At 63.8% G+C, this 15856-nt stretch carries 19 protein-coding genes, 1 tRNA gene and 2 pseudogenes; 7 read left to right on the top strand and 15 right to left on the bottom strand.

Annotated features, from left to right (window positions below; translation table 11 throughout):
- Positions 1–43 precede the first annotated feature (43 nt).
- Positions 44–1213 carry a D-alanyl-D-alanine carboxypeptidase family protein gene (locus JG747_RS07675; RefSeq protein ID WP_202361503.1) on the bottom strand — a complete coding sequence of 390 codons (1170 nt, stop codon included), beginning with the start codon at positions 1211–1213 and terminating at the stop codon, positions 44–46.
- Positions 1214–1466: 253 nt separating this feature from the next.
- Between JG747_RS07675 and JG747_RS07670 the strand changes: the two genes are divergently transcribed.
- From JG747_RS07670 to JG747_RS07660, 3 genes are all read left to right on the top strand, one after another.
- Entirely contained in the window at positions 1467–2630 is a 1164-nt protein-coding gene (locus JG747_RS07670) for a M20 aminoacylase family protein (protein WP_202361502.1), read from the top strand.
- 84 nt (positions 2631–2714) lie between these two features.
- Positions 2715–2791 (top strand) — tRNA-Arg (locus JG747_RS07665).
- A gap of 135 nt (positions 2792–2926) precedes the next feature.
- Complete coding sequence (locus tag JG747_RS07660) at positions 2927–3469, top strand: cytochrome b (RefSeq protein ID WP_244748347.1); 543 nt, start codon at positions 2927–2929, stop codon at positions 3467–3469.
- Between the two features lie 35 nt (positions 3470–3504).
- On the opposite strand, the gene JG747_RS07655 is transcribed toward JG747_RS07660, so the two are convergent.
- The 6 genes and pseudogenes from JG747_RS07655 to JG747_RS07635 form a co-directional block, all read right to left on the bottom strand.
- Positions 3505–3939, bottom strand: a complete 435-nt coding sequence (locus JG747_RS07655) for a YqaA family protein (protein ID WP_202361500.1) — start codon at positions 3937–3939, stop codon at positions 3505–3507.
- A gap of 6 nt (positions 3940–3945) precedes the next feature.
- On the bottom strand, positions 3946–4125 hold the full coding sequence (locus JG747_RS37765) for a multicopper oxidase domain-containing protein (RefSeq protein ID WP_244748346.1): 180 nt from the start codon (positions 4123–4125) through the stop codon (positions 3946–3948).
- Positions 4126–4159: 34 nt separating this feature from the next.
- Positions 4160–4570 (bottom strand): annotated as a pseudogene (locus JG747_RS37760) (serine hydrolase domain-containing protein); the annotation flags it as partial.
- A 116-nt stretch (positions 4571–4686) separates the two neighbouring features.
- A complete protein-coding gene (locus tag JG747_RS07645; RefSeq protein ID WP_202361499.1) occupies positions 4687–5049 on the bottom strand; it encodes a hypothetical protein in 363 nt (120 codons plus the stop codon).
- 10 nt (positions 5050–5059) lie between these two features.
- Positions 5060–6328: a flavin-dependent oxidoreductase gene (locus tag JG747_RS07640; protein ID WP_202361498.1), complete on the bottom strand. Its 1269-nt coding sequence runs from the start codon at positions 6326–6328 to the stop codon at positions 5060–5062.
- Positions 6325–7467, bottom strand: coding sequence for a DJ-1/PfpI family protein (locus JG747_RS07635; protein ID WP_202361497.1), 1143 nt, complete (start codon positions 7465–7467; stop codon positions 6325–6327). Before JG747_RS07635 ends, JG747_RS07640 begins: the two co-directional genes overlap by 4 nt.
- A 59-nt stretch (positions 7468–7526) precedes the next feature.
- On the opposite strand from JG747_RS07635, the gene JG747_RS07630 reads away from it, so the two are divergent.
- A complete protein-coding gene (locus JG747_RS07630) occupies positions 7527–8525 on the top strand; it encodes a GlxA family transcriptional regulator (RefSeq protein ID WP_032920767.1) in 999 nt (332 codons plus the stop codon).
- Between the two features lie 19 nt (positions 8526–8544).
- A complete protein-coding gene (locus tag JG747_RS07625; RefSeq protein WP_202361496.1) occupies positions 8545–9087 on the top strand; it encodes an imm11 family protein in 543 nt (180 codons plus the stop codon).
- A gap of 61 nt (positions 9088–9148) precedes the next feature.
- On the opposite strand, the gene JG747_RS07620 is transcribed toward JG747_RS07625, so the two are convergent.
- From JG747_RS07620 to JG747_RS07595, 6 genes are all read right to left on the bottom strand, one after another.
- On the bottom strand, positions 9149–9481 hold the full coding sequence (locus JG747_RS07620) for a hypothetical protein (protein WP_027047449.1): 333 nt from the start codon (positions 9479–9481) through the stop codon (positions 9149–9151).
- A 119-nt stretch (positions 9482–9600) separates the two neighbouring features.
- Positions 9601–10161 carry a dihydrofolate reductase family protein gene (locus tag JG747_RS07615; RefSeq protein ID WP_019861485.1) on the bottom strand — a complete coding sequence of 187 codons (561 nt, stop codon included), beginning with the start codon at positions 10159–10161 and terminating at the stop codon, positions 9601–9603.
- 3 nt (positions 10162–10164) lie between these two features.
- The gene (locus tag JG747_RS07610; protein ID WP_202361495.1) at positions 10165–10344 is read right to left on the bottom strand and encodes a hypothetical protein; all 180 of its coding nucleotides are present in this window, start codon (positions 10342–10344) and stop codon (positions 10165–10167) included.
- Positions 10345–10435: 91 nt separating this feature from the next.
- Positions 10436–10762: a hypothetical protein gene (locus JG747_RS07605; protein WP_202361494.1), complete on the bottom strand. Its 327-nt coding sequence runs from the start codon at positions 10760–10762 to the stop codon at positions 10436–10438.
- 22 nt (positions 10763–10784) lie between these two features.
- Positions 10785–11111 carry an antibiotic biosynthesis monooxygenase family protein gene (locus JG747_RS07600; protein ID WP_019861487.1) on the bottom strand — a complete coding sequence of 109 codons (327 nt, stop codon included), beginning with the start codon at positions 11109–11111 and terminating at the stop codon, positions 10785–10787.
- 51 nt (positions 11112–11162) lie between these two features.
- Entirely contained in the window at positions 11163–12041 is an 879-nt protein-coding gene (locus tag JG747_RS07595; RefSeq protein ID WP_019861488.1) for an alpha/beta fold hydrolase, read from the bottom strand.
- A 301-nt stretch (positions 12042–12342) separates the two neighbouring features.
- On the opposite strand from JG747_RS07595, the pseudogene JG747_RS36835 reads away from it, so the two are divergent.
- Positions 12343–12679, top strand: a pseudogene (locus JG747_RS36835) (FAD-dependent oxidoreductase); the annotation flags it as partial.
- On the opposite strand, the gene JG747_RS07590 reads toward JG747_RS36835, so the two are convergent.
- Positions 12613–13065 (bottom strand): YqaA family protein, encoded by a 453-nt coding sequence (locus JG747_RS07590; protein ID WP_202361493.1) that lies wholly within the window; start codon positions 13063–13065, stop codon positions 12613–12615. The pseudogene JG747_RS36835 and the gene JG747_RS07590 overlap by 67 nt on opposite strands.
- Before the next feature lie 6 nt (positions 13066–13071).
- Positions 13072–14580 carry a multicopper oxidase family protein gene (locus JG747_RS07585; protein WP_027047450.1) on the bottom strand — a complete coding sequence of 503 codons (1509 nt, stop codon included), beginning with the start codon at positions 14578–14580 and terminating at the stop codon, positions 13072–13074.
- A 166-nt stretch (positions 14581–14746) separates the two neighbouring features.
- Here JG747_RS07585 and JG747_RS07580 point away from each other — a divergent pair, with 166 nt between their 5' ends.
- A complete protein-coding gene (locus JG747_RS07580; protein ID WP_019861494.1) occupies positions 14747–15832 on the top strand; it encodes an ABC transporter ATP-binding protein in 1086 nt (361 codons plus the stop codon).
- Positions 15833–15856 lie beyond the last annotated feature (24 nt).

The raw sequence follows: 15856 nt of genomic DNA, 5'->3' as shown, positions 1-15856 counted from the left end.
TTCCAAGTTTCGCTGACGCGGACCTTCGGTTCGGGATCATGCTCTAGTTCGCGACCTTGACCGGCTGGTCGCCCTGTGCGGCGGAACCAGCAACGGCCGGACCGCCGCCGGTCGGCACCGGCCGATCGGGCCGCCAGCTCGGGATCGGCACGTCGGCATATTCCTGGCCGCCCTGGTCGAGCATCGCCTTCGGCGCCGGACCGGTGGCGCCGCCGAGGCCGACGGCAACCAGCGTCGGCACATGGTCGAGCTTTTCCTGATAGGGCGATTTCGGCGCGTCCTTGGCGGCAACCGCGGGCGGCGTCTCGGACTGCTCCTCCGACGTCTTCTTCTTCTTGCAGACCTCGTCTTGCATGTCGTTGGGCGAGACCGTGTCGCCATAGGGCGCCAGCGTCGCGACGGTGGCCGAACCGGCCGTGGGCGTGTCAAACCCCTGGTCGAGCAGTTTTGCCGCGGTCTCGGCACGACTGACCGCCGACTTCTCGCCAAGCACGACCGCGACCAGCGTGCGGCCGTTGCGCGTCGCCGAACCGATCATGTTGAAGCCGGAAGGGCAGACGAAGCCCGTCTTCATGCCATCGGCGCCGGGGTAACGGCCGATCAGGAGATTGTAGTTCGGAATGGCCTTCTTGCCAACCGCAAGGCCTTCGATCGAGAACCACGGCGCATATTGCGGGAACTCGCGGCGGATCGCCATCACCAGGACCGAAAGGTCGCGCGCCGTCGTGTACTGGTCTGGCGAGTAGAGGCCGTTCGGATTGACGAAATGGGTGCCGTTCATGCCGAGCCGAGCCGCTTCGGCATTCATCCTTTCGGCGAAGGCGGCCTGCGAGCCGCCGACATTCTCGCCGACAGCCATGGCGATGTCATTGGCCGATTTGACCAGCATCATCTTCAGCGCATTGTCGAGCCGCATCACCGAGCCCGGCTTGAAACCCATCTTGCTTGGCGGCTCACCGGCGGAGTGCTTGGTCACCTTGATCGGTGAATCGAGCTGGACCTCGCCGGCCGCGATCGCCCGGAAGGTCACATAGGCGGTCATCAGCTTGCTGAGCGAGGCCGGATACCAGCGTTTGAAGGCATCCTGGTGCTGCAGGATCTGGCCGTTCTTCAAATCGAAGACAACCACCGGATTGGCCAGCGCCGGCCCGGCCAGGACCGACAGCATGATTGCGCCAGCCGAGAATAGTTTGAGGAAATGCCTGTGCCGCATGATCTAATCCGAAATCGCCTCTTGCCCTGATTGCCCCTGGCTCCGTAAGATTTCGTTACGCGACCGCCAGCACAATGAGTCCGACCCTCAAAAACGGACCGCATCGGTGCGGTGCTATTTACCCTATGTGACGCCAACATGGCAAAGTGCCTGACAATCACAATTCCAAAACCCCGCGCACAATTGCAAAACCCCGGGTACAATTGCAAAACACAGGCTGAAGCCGGCTGCACCAACAACGAATGGAACCATCATGCCAATCCTGAACCGCGCCGCTGAAATGCAGGACGAAGTCGCCGGCTGGCGCCGGCATCTGCACCAGACGCCGGAGCTGAACTTCGATGTCTTCAAGACGGCGGCTTTCGTCACCGAGAAGCTAAAGGAGTTCGGTTGCGATGATGTGGTCACCGGCCTCGGCAAGACCGGCGTCGTCGGCGTCATCCGCGGCCGCCAGGGCGAAGGCGCCACCATCGGCCTGCGCGCCGACATGGATGCGCTGCCGCTCAATGAAATCACTGGCAAGCCCTACGCCTCGACCTTTCCCGGCAAGATGCACGCCTGCGGCCACGACGGTCACACCGCGATGCTTTTGGGTGCCGCCAAATACCTTGCCGAGACGCGCAATTTCGCCGGCTCCGTGGCGGTGATCTTCCAGCCGGCGGAGGAAGGCGGCGGCGGCGGCAACGAGATGGTCAAGGACGGCATGATGGAGCGCTTCGACATCTCCAAAGTGTTCGGCATGCATAACATGCCGGGCTTGCCCGTCGGCCAGTTCGCCATCCGTCCGGGCCCGATCATGGCGGCGACGGCCGAATTCACCATCACCGTGAAAGGCAGGGGCGGTCACGCCGCGATGCCGCACGGCACGATTGATCCGATCGTCATCACCAGCCAGCTGGTCGGCGCGCTGCAGACGATCGCCTCGCGCAGCACCGATCCGGTCGAGGCCGTGGTGGTGTCGGTGACCAAGTTCCATGCCGGCGACGCCTACAACATCATCCCGGAATCGGCCGAGATCGCCGGCACCGTTCGCACCTTGCGCAAGGAGATCGCCAAGAAATCCGAAGAGCGCATCCGCACCATCTGCGACGGCCTGGCGACCGCCTTCGGCGCCAGGATCGAGGTCGACTACCAGGCAAATTACCCCGTGACCTTCAATCACGCCGAAGAGACGATGTTTGCTAGCGATATCGCGGCCAATGTCGCCGGAGACGCCCAGGTCCACCGCGGCATCCAGCCGGTGATGGGCGGCGAGGATTTCTCCTACATGCTGGAAGCCCGCCCCGGCGCCTTCATCTTCATCGGCAATGGCGACACTGCCGGTCTTCACAACCCGGCCTATGATTTCAACGACGAGGCCATCCCGCACGGCATGAGCTACTGGGTGAAGCTGGCGGAAACCGCCCTGGCCGCCTGAAGCTCATTGCCCAGAAGGTCGGCCGATTGCATGCGGCCGGCCTCTTGGCGAAACGGTCCGAAGCGGCTATGTGTCGGGCCGCGTGGTCCCGTAGCTCAGTAGGATAGAGCGGCAGATTCCTAATCTGTAGGTCACAGGTTCGATTCCTGTCGGGATCACCATGCATTTTCAAGCGCTTGGCGAAGAAGCATTGTACCTCTTTGCGCAATCAGGTCCGTTGAAGAGGACGAAGACATCACGCCCTCATGCGCACCCTTGAAAAACGTCGGGCCGCGAAGGTGAGCGGGAAACCTCGCTTGCATTGGCATTTCGGCATTCGTCTGCTGCATTGGTTGACCGTGGCGGCGCTCGCGGCGCAAATCGCCATTGCCTTCGGGCCGATGCGGGGGCCGGGCATGACGATGATGAACTGGCTGCCGCTTCACATGTCGATCGGCGTGACGATCCTGACCATCGTCGTCCTCAGGCTTTGCTGGCGAAGCTTCACGCAGGCCCCCGTCAGGCCAACCTCACGATTCCTGCGGTTTGCGACGGCTTTCTTCCACGTGCTTCTCTATGTCACGATCCTCGCCGTCCTGATAACGGGATGGCTAGGCTATCGGCCAATGCCTTTCATTCCCCCTGCACGGCTTTTCGGAACCTTGCCCGTGCCGCTGGCGCCCTCCGTAGGGGCGCTGTCGGCAAGGAGTTTCGCCTTCGTGCATCAGAAGCTGGTCTGGATAATGCTTGGACTTATCGGCGTTCACGTCCTGGCTGCCATGGTGCATTTGGGGCTGTTGCGCGATGGCGTCATGCGAAGCATGGTCTTCGGCCGGCCGGAAACGGCCTCACGCGAATAAGCATGCCGCTCGCGGTCGACAATGCGGACGATGACTCACGCCGTCGCCCACAACCCTCCCGCGACGATCACCGCATAGCGTGCAGCCTTGCCGGTCGCGACAAGAGCGACGAACACGCCGAGGTTCACGCGTGCGGCGCCCGCGGCAAGGGTAAGAGCATCTCCGACGACCGGCAGCCAGGCAAACAACAGCGTCCATTCGCCAAAGCGCCGGAACGTTCGGCATGCCTGCTCATAGCGATCGGCGGTGACTGGAAACCAGCGCCTGTTGCGCAGCCCGTCAATGCCACGCCCCAGAACCCAGTTCACCACGGAGCCGAGCGTGTTGCCGATCGTGGCGACGGTAAGGAGCAGCCAAGGGTCACCGCGGCCGGAGACGATCATGCCAGCGAGCACAGCCTCCGACGAAACCGGCAGGACGGTTGCGGCGAGGAAGGCGCTGAGGAACAGTGCGCCATAGAGCGCCGCCACGCCGGACTATGCCTGCACGTCGACGACGCCCATCATGCCGAGCTGCTCATGCTCGAGGATGTGGCAGTGATACATCCTCGACCCCGGCCGGTCCTGCCGCAGCAGCAGCCTTACCGTCTCCCCGCGCGCGACATTGACGGTCCTTCTGGACGGGATAGGTATCCGGTGGAACGAGAAGCAGGCCATAGCCGGCGCGGAAGGTCAGCAAGTCCTCGACGGTGATGGCGCGCTTTGCCGGGACGGTATCGTCTACCGGGCCGTCGAGGTTGCGCAGCACCTTGCGATCGGCAAGTTCGGCCAAGAGCCGCTCGACCGGCTCGTCGAGCTTCAATTTTCCGTCGGCGACGAGCATCATCGTCGCCACGGCCGTGACCGGCTTGGTCATGGAGGCGATGCGGAAGATCGAGTCCCGCTGCATCGGCGGGCCGTCGATCGCCATGCGGCCGAGGACGATGGTTCGTAGCTCCTTGCCGTGCGCCACGAGGCCGACCAGGCCCGGCGCATGCCCGGCGTCCAGAGCCTCTTTGAGATGGTTCTCCGTTTCGTCTCCAGTCGCCTGCGACCACGCCGCGCCTGGCAACGCCACCGCGGCGCCCAGCAAACCGAGTGTTCCCCGCCGATTGATATTCATTTCCTGTCCTCCTTTAGATTCGGAAGATGTTTCGATGAGAAAGGACGAATGAGATTGGCGCCATCCGACGTTGCGGACCATCCTTTCGTCTTCGCGGAGCAGCCCCAGCCCGCGTGTCATCGTCGCCACGCTTTCCAGGCAACGAAAATTGCGGCCGCCAGGACAAGGAGCAGCGCGGCATGGAACGCGATGTCGCCGCGTGTCTGCGGGCCGACCCCGACCGCGATCGTAAATGCGCCGACCAGCGTGCCGAGAAGCGCGAAGGCCTGAACGGAAAGGGCCACGGCCGCGGCATACGCCGGCCAGATTAGGGATGCCAGCAGGCCGATGCCCAGGACCACCGCGATCACGCCCTCGGCGACCATGGCGCGCGCGTGCTCGAAACCGGAAGCGACGATACCGGCATGGACCAGCGAAGTGGCCACGAAGAGGGCCGTCCCGGCGACAAGGAATAGGAGCTGTTTCGTGCGGTCGTTCATGGTTCCACCCTTATGATGGTTCGGAATCCTTCGCTCCAGCCTCGCCTTGCGGATTGCCCGCGGCAAACCCCGCAAGGCTCGCGTAGCCACGAACGACCTGCTCGCGTTCCGCGTGGGATGCGACCGCCTCGATATCGTCGAAACCATTGGGTGCGCGCGCCTCGACGAGATCGATCACGCCTTCCGGCCCGCCCCTGCGGTTCGACAGGACGATTTGCGATGTGGGCGGACGGCGCGCGCTGTCGTAGGCACCGAGCGCCGCCTCGACTGACGTATGGGTTCGCAGATGCTCCGCCAGCGAGCGGGCGTCGAGGATCGCCTGGCTCGCGCCGTTCGAGCCGACGGGATACATGGGATGGGCGGCATCTCCCAGCAGGGTGACGCGCCCGAACGACCAGTGCGGCAGCGGCTCCCGGTCACAGTTGGGATATTCATAGAACGCGCCGGTGGCGCTGATGATCTCGGCCGGATCGACGTAATCCAGGCGGAAACGATCGCGCACGAAGGGCATGACCTGCGCGAATTTCCCCGGTCGGCTCCAGTCCCCAAGGGTGAAGCGTCCGGCCTGCGGCACGTGGCTGCGAGCCATCACGGCCCAGTTGGTGAGGCGCATGTCCGGATCGTCCGGATCCTCGCCGATCGGATAGAAGACGAACTTTGCATGGTTGCCGCCAGCGATCGCCATGGTGCGGCCGTCCCGCCATGTCGGCCAGCGCGTAGCGCCGCGCCAGAGCATGACGCCGTTCCAGACCGGCGGGCCTTCCTCCGGATAAAGCGCTGCGCGCACGGCCGAATGAATGCCGTCAGCGCCAATCAGCAGGTCGCCTCCCGCCTGCAAGGCCCTACCGGCTTCGGACAGGAAAGCGGTGACCTTGCTCCCCTCCTGCTCGAAGCCTGTCACGCTGCAACCGGTATGGATGATATCCTGCCCCAACCGGTCGACGACAGCCTGATGGATCAGGCCCAGCAGCCTGCCGCGATGGATGCTGAACTGCGGCACAGTATGGCCCGCATCGATGCCGCGCAGCTCCCGCCAGACGATCTGGCCGAACCTGTTCGCATAGATCAGCTCGCGCGTGCGGATTCCCGCTGCGTCGAGGTCGTCCATCAACCCGAGCTCAGCCAGAAGGCCGACGGCGTGCGGCAGCATATTGATGCCGACGCCCAGTTCCCGCACCGCCTCGGCGCGTTCGAAAATCTCCACTTCGATCCCGGCCCGGTGCAGGAAGAGGGCAGTCGTCAATCCGCCGATCCCAGCCCCCGCGATCAATGCCTTCATGGCCCTCTCCCCTGTTGCGGATATTCGAGCTGCATGGCGACGGCATCGGCAGTGCCTTGCCCATAGCGGGCGCCGATGTCCTGCAATGCGCTGTCCAGGGTCTCCGCCGGCCGCTTGTCCAGCATCAGCCGCTCACCAGACCAGGCCGCAGTAACCTTGTCCGGAAGGAGACGCACGCCGTTGCGTGTCGTCACGGCCGCGGGCGATGCTGCGAAGGGCGTGACGCTCGAACGATAGGTGCGCGACCAGGCGTCAGCGACGAGCGCGAGCGAGACTTCATCCATCCCCGGCTCGAGCGCCATGCCGAAACGATCGCGGTTCCAGAAGGCAAGGCGATTGCCCAGCACGGTCGTGGCGAAAGGGCGGGTCAGGCGGAAGGCGCCGCTGTCATGGCGGGGACCCCAACCGTCCAGCCCGAGATCGCCGGCAACCGCTTCCGCCTTGTTCCGGCCGGCAATCGCCTCGATCAAGGTCAGCATCATCGGCATCGAGGCCGTGATGCCTGTCGTCGTGCCGACGCCGCGGTCCATCACCATGCGCCGGTCGGTAACGTAGCGGATCGACGGGTGGCGCTTCAGCAGATCCCCGAGATAGTACCAATGGGTGGTCGCTCGGCGGCCGTCGAGCAGTCCGGCGGCGGCGAGAACCTTCGCGCCGGCGCAGACGGCGATGATGACGGCTCCGCCCTGCGCCTGCTTGCGCAGCCAGGCCGTGACGACAGGGTCATCGTCGCGGCTCATCGCCGGAACGATCACATAGTCGGCTCCCTCGGGGTGGAGTTCGTCGAAGGCCTCGATCGTGGCATCGGCCTCGGCGGTGAGCGCCGGATAAAGTTTGACCGGGCCGGGCTCGGTCGAAAGGGCCATTACGTCGGCGATGTCAGCCCGGCGCAGGATTCCGATGGGCATCAAATAGTCCGTCGTCTCCGTGGCGTCGTTGATGCCGACGACCGCAACAACCGGCCTAGCCCGCTTCGGCGGCTTCAATGCCGCCAGCATGGCATCCATTTCCGCCTGCGGAACGGGCGATGGCGCGGCGGCAACAGGCATGGCCGGCAAGCTTGCCAGCCAAAGGCCGAAACCCGCCAACGACACGGCGGCGAGCGCCAAGCCTGCGAGGAGAAGATAGCGCGTCAACATCCGGCGCTCCGATCTGCAATGCCGCCATCACAAGGTATCGGGCCCGCCCTCTGGCGGAAATGACAGAAAGATCGTATTTTCCGCCAATGCATCGCCTCGTGTTCACCGTGTATCCCGGCTTCGAACTGCTCGACACGTCCGGGCCGATCTCGGTCTTCACCAGCGCCAACCGCGCTCTGGGCCTCAGCGGCAAGCCGCCTTTCTATGCGATCGACCTGGCATCGCCAGCAGGTGGACCGGTGACGAGCAGCAGCGGCGTCGCCGTTCATACGCGAAGCCTGGACGAATGCGCCTGCGAGGCGGTCGATACGCTTCTTGTCGCCGGCGCTGAAAGCGAACACCTGCTGCCGGTTCTGGCGGATTCCGCCTGGTCCGTCTGGCTTCCGGATCTTGCCGGCAAGGCGCAGCGGTTCGGATCGGTCTGTTCGGGCGTCATCATCCTTGCAAGGCTCGGGCTGCTCGACGGTCATCGCGTAGCTACCCACTGGGATGCCTGCGCGCCGCTGGCCGCGGCCTTCCCGTCCGTCACCGTCGATCCGGATTCCCTCTACGTCGTCGATGGCCGGCTATGGACCTCAGCCGGAGTCACCACCGGCATCGACATGGCGCTCGCCATGGTCGCGCAGGATCTGTCGGCCGATATTGCCGGCGCCGTCGCCAAGCGGCTGGTACTCTATGCACGGCGTCCTGGCTACCAGTCGCAGTTCAGCCCGCTGCTCCACGCGCAGGTGAAAGCCGACAGTCCCTTCGCGGACCTGATCGCCTGGATATTGGCAAACCTCAGTTCGCCGCTGGATGTTCCCAAGCTGGCAGAGCGCGCCGGGCTCAGCGAGCGGACGTTCCATCGCAAGTTCGTTGCAGCCGCCGGCGAGACGCCGGCCCGCTTCATCGAGGCGGCCCGCCTCGATGCCGCCCGCATGCTGCTGTGCCGCGGGCTTTCCTTGAAATCGGTGGCTGCCGAGGTCGGCCTTTCGCCCGCAACACGCTTTTGCGAAGCCTTCGAGCGCCGGTTCGGCATCACGCCACGGCTGTTTCGCGAGATGCATGCGGAGTTTTGACCGCCGGGAGGGTCAAGCAATGACAATGACGATCTACAAGTTCGCCGTCTTTGAAAATCAGGAATGGATTTTCCCGGTCGATGACGATGAGTTCGAGACCTTCTTCGCGATGGACGGACGCGTCATCCAGGATTGGGCTCTCCCCGTCATGAGAATGGTGGAGGCGGAGGAAGAAGCGGAGGAACCGAGCTACTCCGATTTCCCCTGGCTGGGCGAGCATGCGCCGATCCTGAAGCAGCCCGCCGTCGAAGCGCTGGCGCCGGTGCTGACCCAATACGGGCAGCTTCTGCCGCTGAAGGGCGAGGACGTCTGGCTGTTCAACGTCACCACCGTCCTCGACGCCCTCGACAAGGAGAAATCGAGCATCGTCTATTTCGACGATGGCGACATCCTCGATATCGAGCAGCATGTGTTCAAAAGGGACGTCATCGGAACCGCCGAAATCTTCAAGCTGCCGCGACGGGCCTCAGCCGTCTATGTCACCGGTAGTTTCGTTGAGCAGGTCCGCGGCTCCGGCCTTCGGGGCGTCTCGTTCGCTCCTGTGTGGACATCCGAAGAATGAGCGATCGCCGCGATCGGGAGACGCCGCGAAACCCGGCATCAGCGATCCCCGCTGGCGCGGATCAGGGCGTCTCTTTCAACGGCCAGACTTCGACGACGCCGTGCGTAACCGCGCATGGCACGAGTGAAACCTTCCCGATGGGGTCGGCGAGGTCGGTGGCTTCGATGATGGCGAAGCCCGCGATCGGCAGGGCTGACGACATGAAGGGACCGTCGAGAGTTTCCATGCCGCGCGCTTCTGGATTGCGGACTTGGACCGGAGTACCGGCGATCCCCATCACGGCGCCTTCGGACCGCAGTTTTGCGTCCTGAGCATGCGCGGCGTCTCTGAGCGGCTGGGGCGTGCGGTCGTAGCCGGCTCGGTCGCCATATCCGATCGTGACGAACTTGGGCATGGTCTTGCCTCCTTTCAGGGACTGCGGCAGCGGCGATAACGGCGGCATGAGCGGCCTGCAGACGGTCCGATCCGGCCGGGGTGAACGACCATCAGGTCGTCATCGCGGACTCCGCGCCATCACGCATAATGTGGCGCGCCATCGGGCCGGTAGTCGAGCACGAGGACCTCGCCATCGAGGATCCGATGATCCCCCAGTTTGAATTTCTGGTCCGGCATCCCCTTGAAAAAGGGCTCGACGCCGGACTGTGGCAGGATCAGCGGGCAGTAGATCAGGCGCAGCCGGTCCAGCAGATTCGCCGCAAGAAGCTGGCGGACGATTGATAGGCTTCCCATCGTCCGGATTTCAGCACCATCGCCCGCGCGCTCTGCACGGATCGTATCGAGGAATCCGGAACCCAGCACCGTCAGGCCCGGCCAGCTCACATGGCTGAGCCTGGAGGAAACGGCCCAACCCGGATTTTCGGTCATCCGGCGATAGTCATCATCTTGATAGGCCGCAGGTATGCTGCTCAAGGCATCAAGGGTCTTGCGGCCGATCAGGGTGCGATGGGGCTGCGCGTTATTCTGAGCCAACCATTCCATGAATTCGGGTCCAGTGTAGCCGTAGTAGGCTGGCGATTTCTCGCCGCGCGCCGCACCGTCGACCGTCAGCATGATTTCAGAAACGATTTCAGTCATTGCTCACCCTTTTCCTAGCAAATCAAGAATCTGACCAATTGCCCTCATCCCCAAACGGGCACAGACGGCGGCGAGGTCGACCTGGCGCTCTGCACGGGCATGCGTCCCGATATTCAGCGGCAAACCCAGCGACTGGGAAGCCGAGCGGGCCCCATCACTCCGATCGAGAATTTTTGGTGTCATCCTCTTCTCCTGTTGCTGGCTGCGAGCGGTTCGGTCCGGTACGGAACTGGTCACCTTGCGCGGATGAACCGCCGGCAGCGCGGCCGAAGCATCAGCGCAGACCCTGCTCATCGACGAGGATAAGGCAAATCTCCACTCGATCGGGCTTCTCGATCAAGTATTCATCGTCGCGAGGAAGCAGGTGGACCTTGGTCGGCTCTCCCTTGGTGAAATCACTCATCGCCTCCATGTCGGCCCAGTAGGAGACAAAGGTGAACCACGTCTCTTTCTCCAGATCCTCACGGAAGAGCTGGAAACCGAGCGCGGTTTCCTTCAGTGGCGGGATCCCACCCTTGCTCAGATAGGGCTCATATTCGTCGGCGACGTCTCGACGGGTGCGGGCTCGCCAGCTACGCGCGACGCTCGGGATCGTGGGCATTCTACTCTCCTTGGAGGATGGGTCAGCGAAGACCCTGTTCGTCGACGAGAATCTGATGGATCTCGATACGTTCGGGCAGCGCAATGAGAAGTTCGGGGTCGCGACCGAGGTGATGGACCTTGGTCGGCTCTCCCTTGGTGAAATCACTCATCGCCTCCATGTCGGCCCAGTAGGAGATGGTAGTGAACCAGACTTCTTCGTCGCGATCTTCGCGAAAGAGTTGAACGCCGAGCGCGGTCTTCTCCAGCGGCGAAATGCCTTCGGCGCGGATATAGAGCTCGTATTCGTCGGCAATTTCCGGGCGGGTGCGGCCGCGCCAAATGCGGGCGATGGTTGGTTTGGTCGGCATGGCAGTCTCCCTTGTGCAGGCGCCGCCGAACTGGCCGGGACGGCGCGGCCGTCAAGCATGATGACGGGCGAGAAAGTCGCGAACCAGCGGCAGTACCGCGTCGAAATGGGTTTCCAGAAGCCAGTGGCCAGCCCCCTGAACCAGGTGCAGTTCTGCATCGGGCAGGTCGCGGAGATAGGCTCGCGCGGACTCGGCGGGCATATAGCCGTCCTCTGGCCCCCAAACGATCAGCGTCGGCGGACCATGGTCGCGAAGGTACGCCTGATAGCGCGGGAACCAGGCGAGGTTCGCCTCCAGCTTCTCCATCAGCCCGACCGCCACCTGTCGGCGCACTGCGTTGTCCATGAGCGGCCAGTGCAGCTTCCACAGGTCGGGCGGGACTCGTGCGGCTACCTCGTTGGACACTTCCCCGACGAACTCTGCGCGGAAGCCTTCCTCGCTCACCGCCTTCTCGAGCGGGCGGTGCTTCTCATCACTCTTGTCCGCCCACCATTCCTTGATGGTCTTGTACTTCGGGCCAAGCACATCCTCGTAGATGTCACCATTCTGAAGAATGAGTGCGGCGATACGGTCGGGATGGGCGATCGCGTGGCGCAGGCCGATCTGCGAGCCGTAATCATGAAGCCACAGCACATAACGGTGCAAGCCAAAATGGTCTACGACTGCCGTCAGCACGCTTTCGTAAGCGTCGAAGTCGTAGTCGAACGCGGCCGGGTCGGGCGTATCGCTGTAACCGAAGCCGGGCCAATCGAATGCCACGGTCCGCCAACGATCGGCAAGCGCTGGCATGAGGCGGCGGAACTGGTATGACGAGCAGGGATAGCCATGCGGCAGGAGCAGCACCGGTGCGTCGGCCGGGCCGGCCTCCCGCAGGAACAGGCGGTGCCCGCCGATTGTCTTATAGTGGTGTTCAACGAAGCAGTTCTGCACAATGCTTCTCCGCTGGATGCACCGGCTCAATGCGCTTAACCGGTACCAATTCCGAGCGATTCACCCGGTACAAACAGGGCGCCGCAAGCACAGGCCATCGTTTTGAAACGTCGAGTTCAGTCTACCGGCTGAAGAGCCTGGCGAAAATGACATAGGACTCGGGATTTCTGCCACAACGTGGTGCGCACGATCATCAAAAGGTGGCAGCGATGGAGCGACCGATCCCGTGCGCCTACGACGCTACCCGGACATCGCATCAGGGCGCGCCGCGCTAACGTTAAACTACGTCGCCTGACGGTCCGCCCGGCATGGTTCCGGTTTCGATCGCCGGATCGACTGCACAGGAATGGCCGCCGTCGATGACAGGCTGCGCGGCGTTCGCGGCGAAATGCTGATCCTTGCGCACGCCTGATGTGTCGCTGTCGCGCCCGGTCAGGCTGCTGCATCCGCGCTTTCCGCTTTATGCGGTGCTGCGTGCGGACATGCAGTTCATGATCGGCGCGACGATGATTGAAAGCCAGTCCGCCGGACCGGTCACGGCGCATTCGATGATGGAGCAGCTGGGTGCCGCCTATGCCCTCCATCCGGCCTTTGGCGAGGCCGAGATCGTAGAAACCGGTGTGGGCGTTCGTCCGGCAGCCTTGCCGGTTGCGACAAGAGCGACGAACACGCCGAGATTCACGCATGCGGCGCCCGCGGCAAGGGTGAGAGCATCTCCCACGACCGGCAGCCAGGTAAACAACAGTGTCCATTCGCCAAAGCGCCGGAACGTTCGGCATGCCTGCTCATAGCGATCCGTGGCGACTGGAAACCAGCGCCTGTTGTGCAGCCCGTCGATGCCACGCCCCAGAACCCAGTTCACCACGGAGCCGAGCGTGTTGCCGATCGTCGCCACCACAAGGATGAGCCAAGGGTCACCGCGACCCGAGACGATCAGGCCGGCGAGCACCGCCTCCGACGAAACCGGCAGGACGGTTGCGGCGAGGAAGGCGCTGAGGAACAGTGCGCCATAGAGCGCCGCCACGCCGGACTATGCCTGCACGTCGACGACGCCCATCATGCCGAGCTGCTCATGCTCGAGGATGTGGCAGTGATACATCCTCGACCCCGGCCGGTCCTGCCGCAGCAGCAGCCTTACCGTCTCCCCGCGCGCGACATTGACGGTGTCTTTCCAGGCGCGATAGGCCGGCTTTGACATGGTGCCGCCGCGTTCGTGCTCGACCACCTGGAACTGCGTCCCATGCACATGGAATGGATGATCCATGTCCGCCTCGTTGACGATCTCCCAGAGTTCGACCTGACCAGCCTTGGCGACGACGTCGATGCGCTGCATGTCGAAGGCGGCGCCATTGATCAGAAAGCCCATCTCCATGCCGCCGGCGTTCATGGCCATGGTTTCGGTGAAGACAAAGCGGCGGCTGACCGCCGGAGCGCCGAGTTGCGCGATCGGCCGCAGCCTGTCGGGCAGTGGCGGGACAGGCCCGGTCGGCGTCTCCGAGACATTGACCGTCAGCAGCGTCAGCCCGGCATCGGCAGGGCGCCCGGGACCCATCCAGCCGCGGTCATAGTCCAGCGTGGCAAGCGCGGCCGCGCCGGGCTTGTCGAAAGACACGACCAGTTCAAGCCGTTCCGCCGGGCTGAGCAGGATGTCGCCGGCAGCCACCGGGGCCTCCAGCAGACCGCCATCCGTTCCGATGATCGTCATCGCCGCGCCGTCGAAGGAAAGCCGCAGAAAGCGCGCGTTGGTCGCATTGTAGAGCCGGAAGCGCCGTTTCGCGCCAAAGGACACCGCCAGTGTGGGATTCTTCTGCCCGTTGACCAACACATGGTCGCCGACGCGCCCGTTCATCAGGTCCGTCATCGTGTTGTCGGGCAAGGTGCCATCGGCCGCAAGGCGCAGGTCGGTGAAAACCAGCACGGTATCGCCATAGGCGGCCGGGATCGGATCGGCCTTCGGCTTGACCACGAACACGCCGGCAAGGCCGCGATAGACCTGCTCGGCGGTCTTGCCGTGCGGATGCGGGTGATACCAATAAGAGCCGGCGCTGCCTTCCGGCAGATCGAAACTGTAGGTGCGATCGGTGCCGGTGGCGACCTGGTCCATCGGATTGCCGTCCTGATCGGCCGGCACCGGCATGCCGTGCCAGTGGATGGTGCTTGCCTCGTTCGCGATCCGGTTGGCGAAGGTGATCTCGACGCGGTCGCCCTCCACGGCCTCGATCAGAGGCCCGGGGCTGGTGCCGTTGTAAGCGAGGATCGGCGTGTCCAGTCCCTCCGCAAAACGCGCCGTGGCGGACCCGGCCGTCAGCGTCGCCTTGAACAGACCCGGCCTGCCGGCTTCGTTCGCCAGCAGGGGCAATTCGCGCAACGCCTCGCCCTCGGGCAGAACCACCGTGCCTTGCGGCGCGGTGCCCATGTCATGGCCCGCGTGACCGCCCATATTCATGCCCGGCATGTCGTCCATCTTCATCTGCGCAGCGGCACGCTCGCCCACAAAAATCGTCGCAAGACCTGCTGCCAGAAAACCTCGCCGATGCATCTGTCGTTTCCTCGACCAGTCGTTGAACACCAAGGGCGACCCTAAGAGACTGCCGATGCCTGGCCAGGTCAATGCGGCGTTTGGGCCGCCTGATCGGCTCGGCGCCCTTAGTTCCTTGACATCGGGTATTTATCCGAAATTATGTAGGAAAGAAGGGATCGCAAGCATGACGGGAATCGCGCTTTCGGGCGTATCGAAGCACTTTGGCTCAGTCGAAGTGATCCGCGACGTGAGTCTGGACATCGAGCCGGGAGAACTGGTCGTGTTTCTCGGTCCGTCCGGTTCCGGCAAGACGACGCTGCTGCGCATGATCGCCGGCCTCGAAAGCATAGACCAGGGCACGCTGACGATCGACGGAGTGCGCTCGGAGAACCTTGCGCCGGGCAGGCGCAACGTTGCGATGGTCTTCCAGAACTACGCGCTTTACCCGCATATGACAGTCGCGGAGAACATGGCCTTCGGGCTGAGGAACATCCGGGTCGCGCCCGATGTCATACGCCAACGCATCGCCGAGGCTGCGCGTATCCTGGAGATCGAAGCGCTGCTCCAGCGGCGGCCGTCGCAGCTCTCCGGCGGGCAGCGCCAGCGCGTCGCCATCGGGCGAGCGATCGTCAAGGAGCCCAAGGCATTCCTGTTCGACGAGCCACTCTCCAATCTGGACGCAGCACTTCGAGCCCGTACACGCGTCGAGCTTGCCGAACTGCATCAGCGTTTGAAGTCGACGATGATCTACGTCACCCACGACCAGGTGGAAGCGATGACGCTCGCCGACCGTATTGTGATCCTCAACAATTGCCGGATAGAGCAGATGGGCAGACCCGTCGATGTTTATGCGCGTCCGGCGTCGCGATTCGTCGCGACCTTCGTCGGGTCACCCGCGATGAACATTCTGCCCGTTACGGTTTCGGGCTCGGGTGACAGGCTCAATGCGCGCTTGACCGACGGATCGCTGGTCGAACTTCCCGGCGCGCCGGTCAACAGGGATTGGCGCGAACTCGGCGTGCGGCCGGAATCGCTGACGGTCGTCGCGGAGGGCAATGAAACATCCGCCACGGCCACCGTTGTCGAGCGCCTTGGCGAGCGAACGCTCGTCTACGCACGGCTCGCGGATGGGACGCAGGTTACGGCACAGGATCGCGGGCTTTCGAGCGTCAAACCGGGCGACGCCGTTCGGCTGAAGTTCGACACCACGGCCCTGCATCTCTTCGCCGCGGACGGATCGGCCTGGCACGCGGGCGCTGACGGGGCCTGAACCTGCCCAGCGGCGATCGTGCCC

Origin of the sequence: Mesorhizobium sp. 131-3-5 (assembly GCF_016756575.1) — a bacterium.
GTDB classification, from domain to species: Bacteria; Pseudomonadota; Alphaproteobacteria; order Rhizobiales; family Rhizobiaceae; genus Mesorhizobium; species Mesorhizobium jarvisii.
This window is presented reverse-complemented; position numbering and strand designations above follow the sequence as displayed.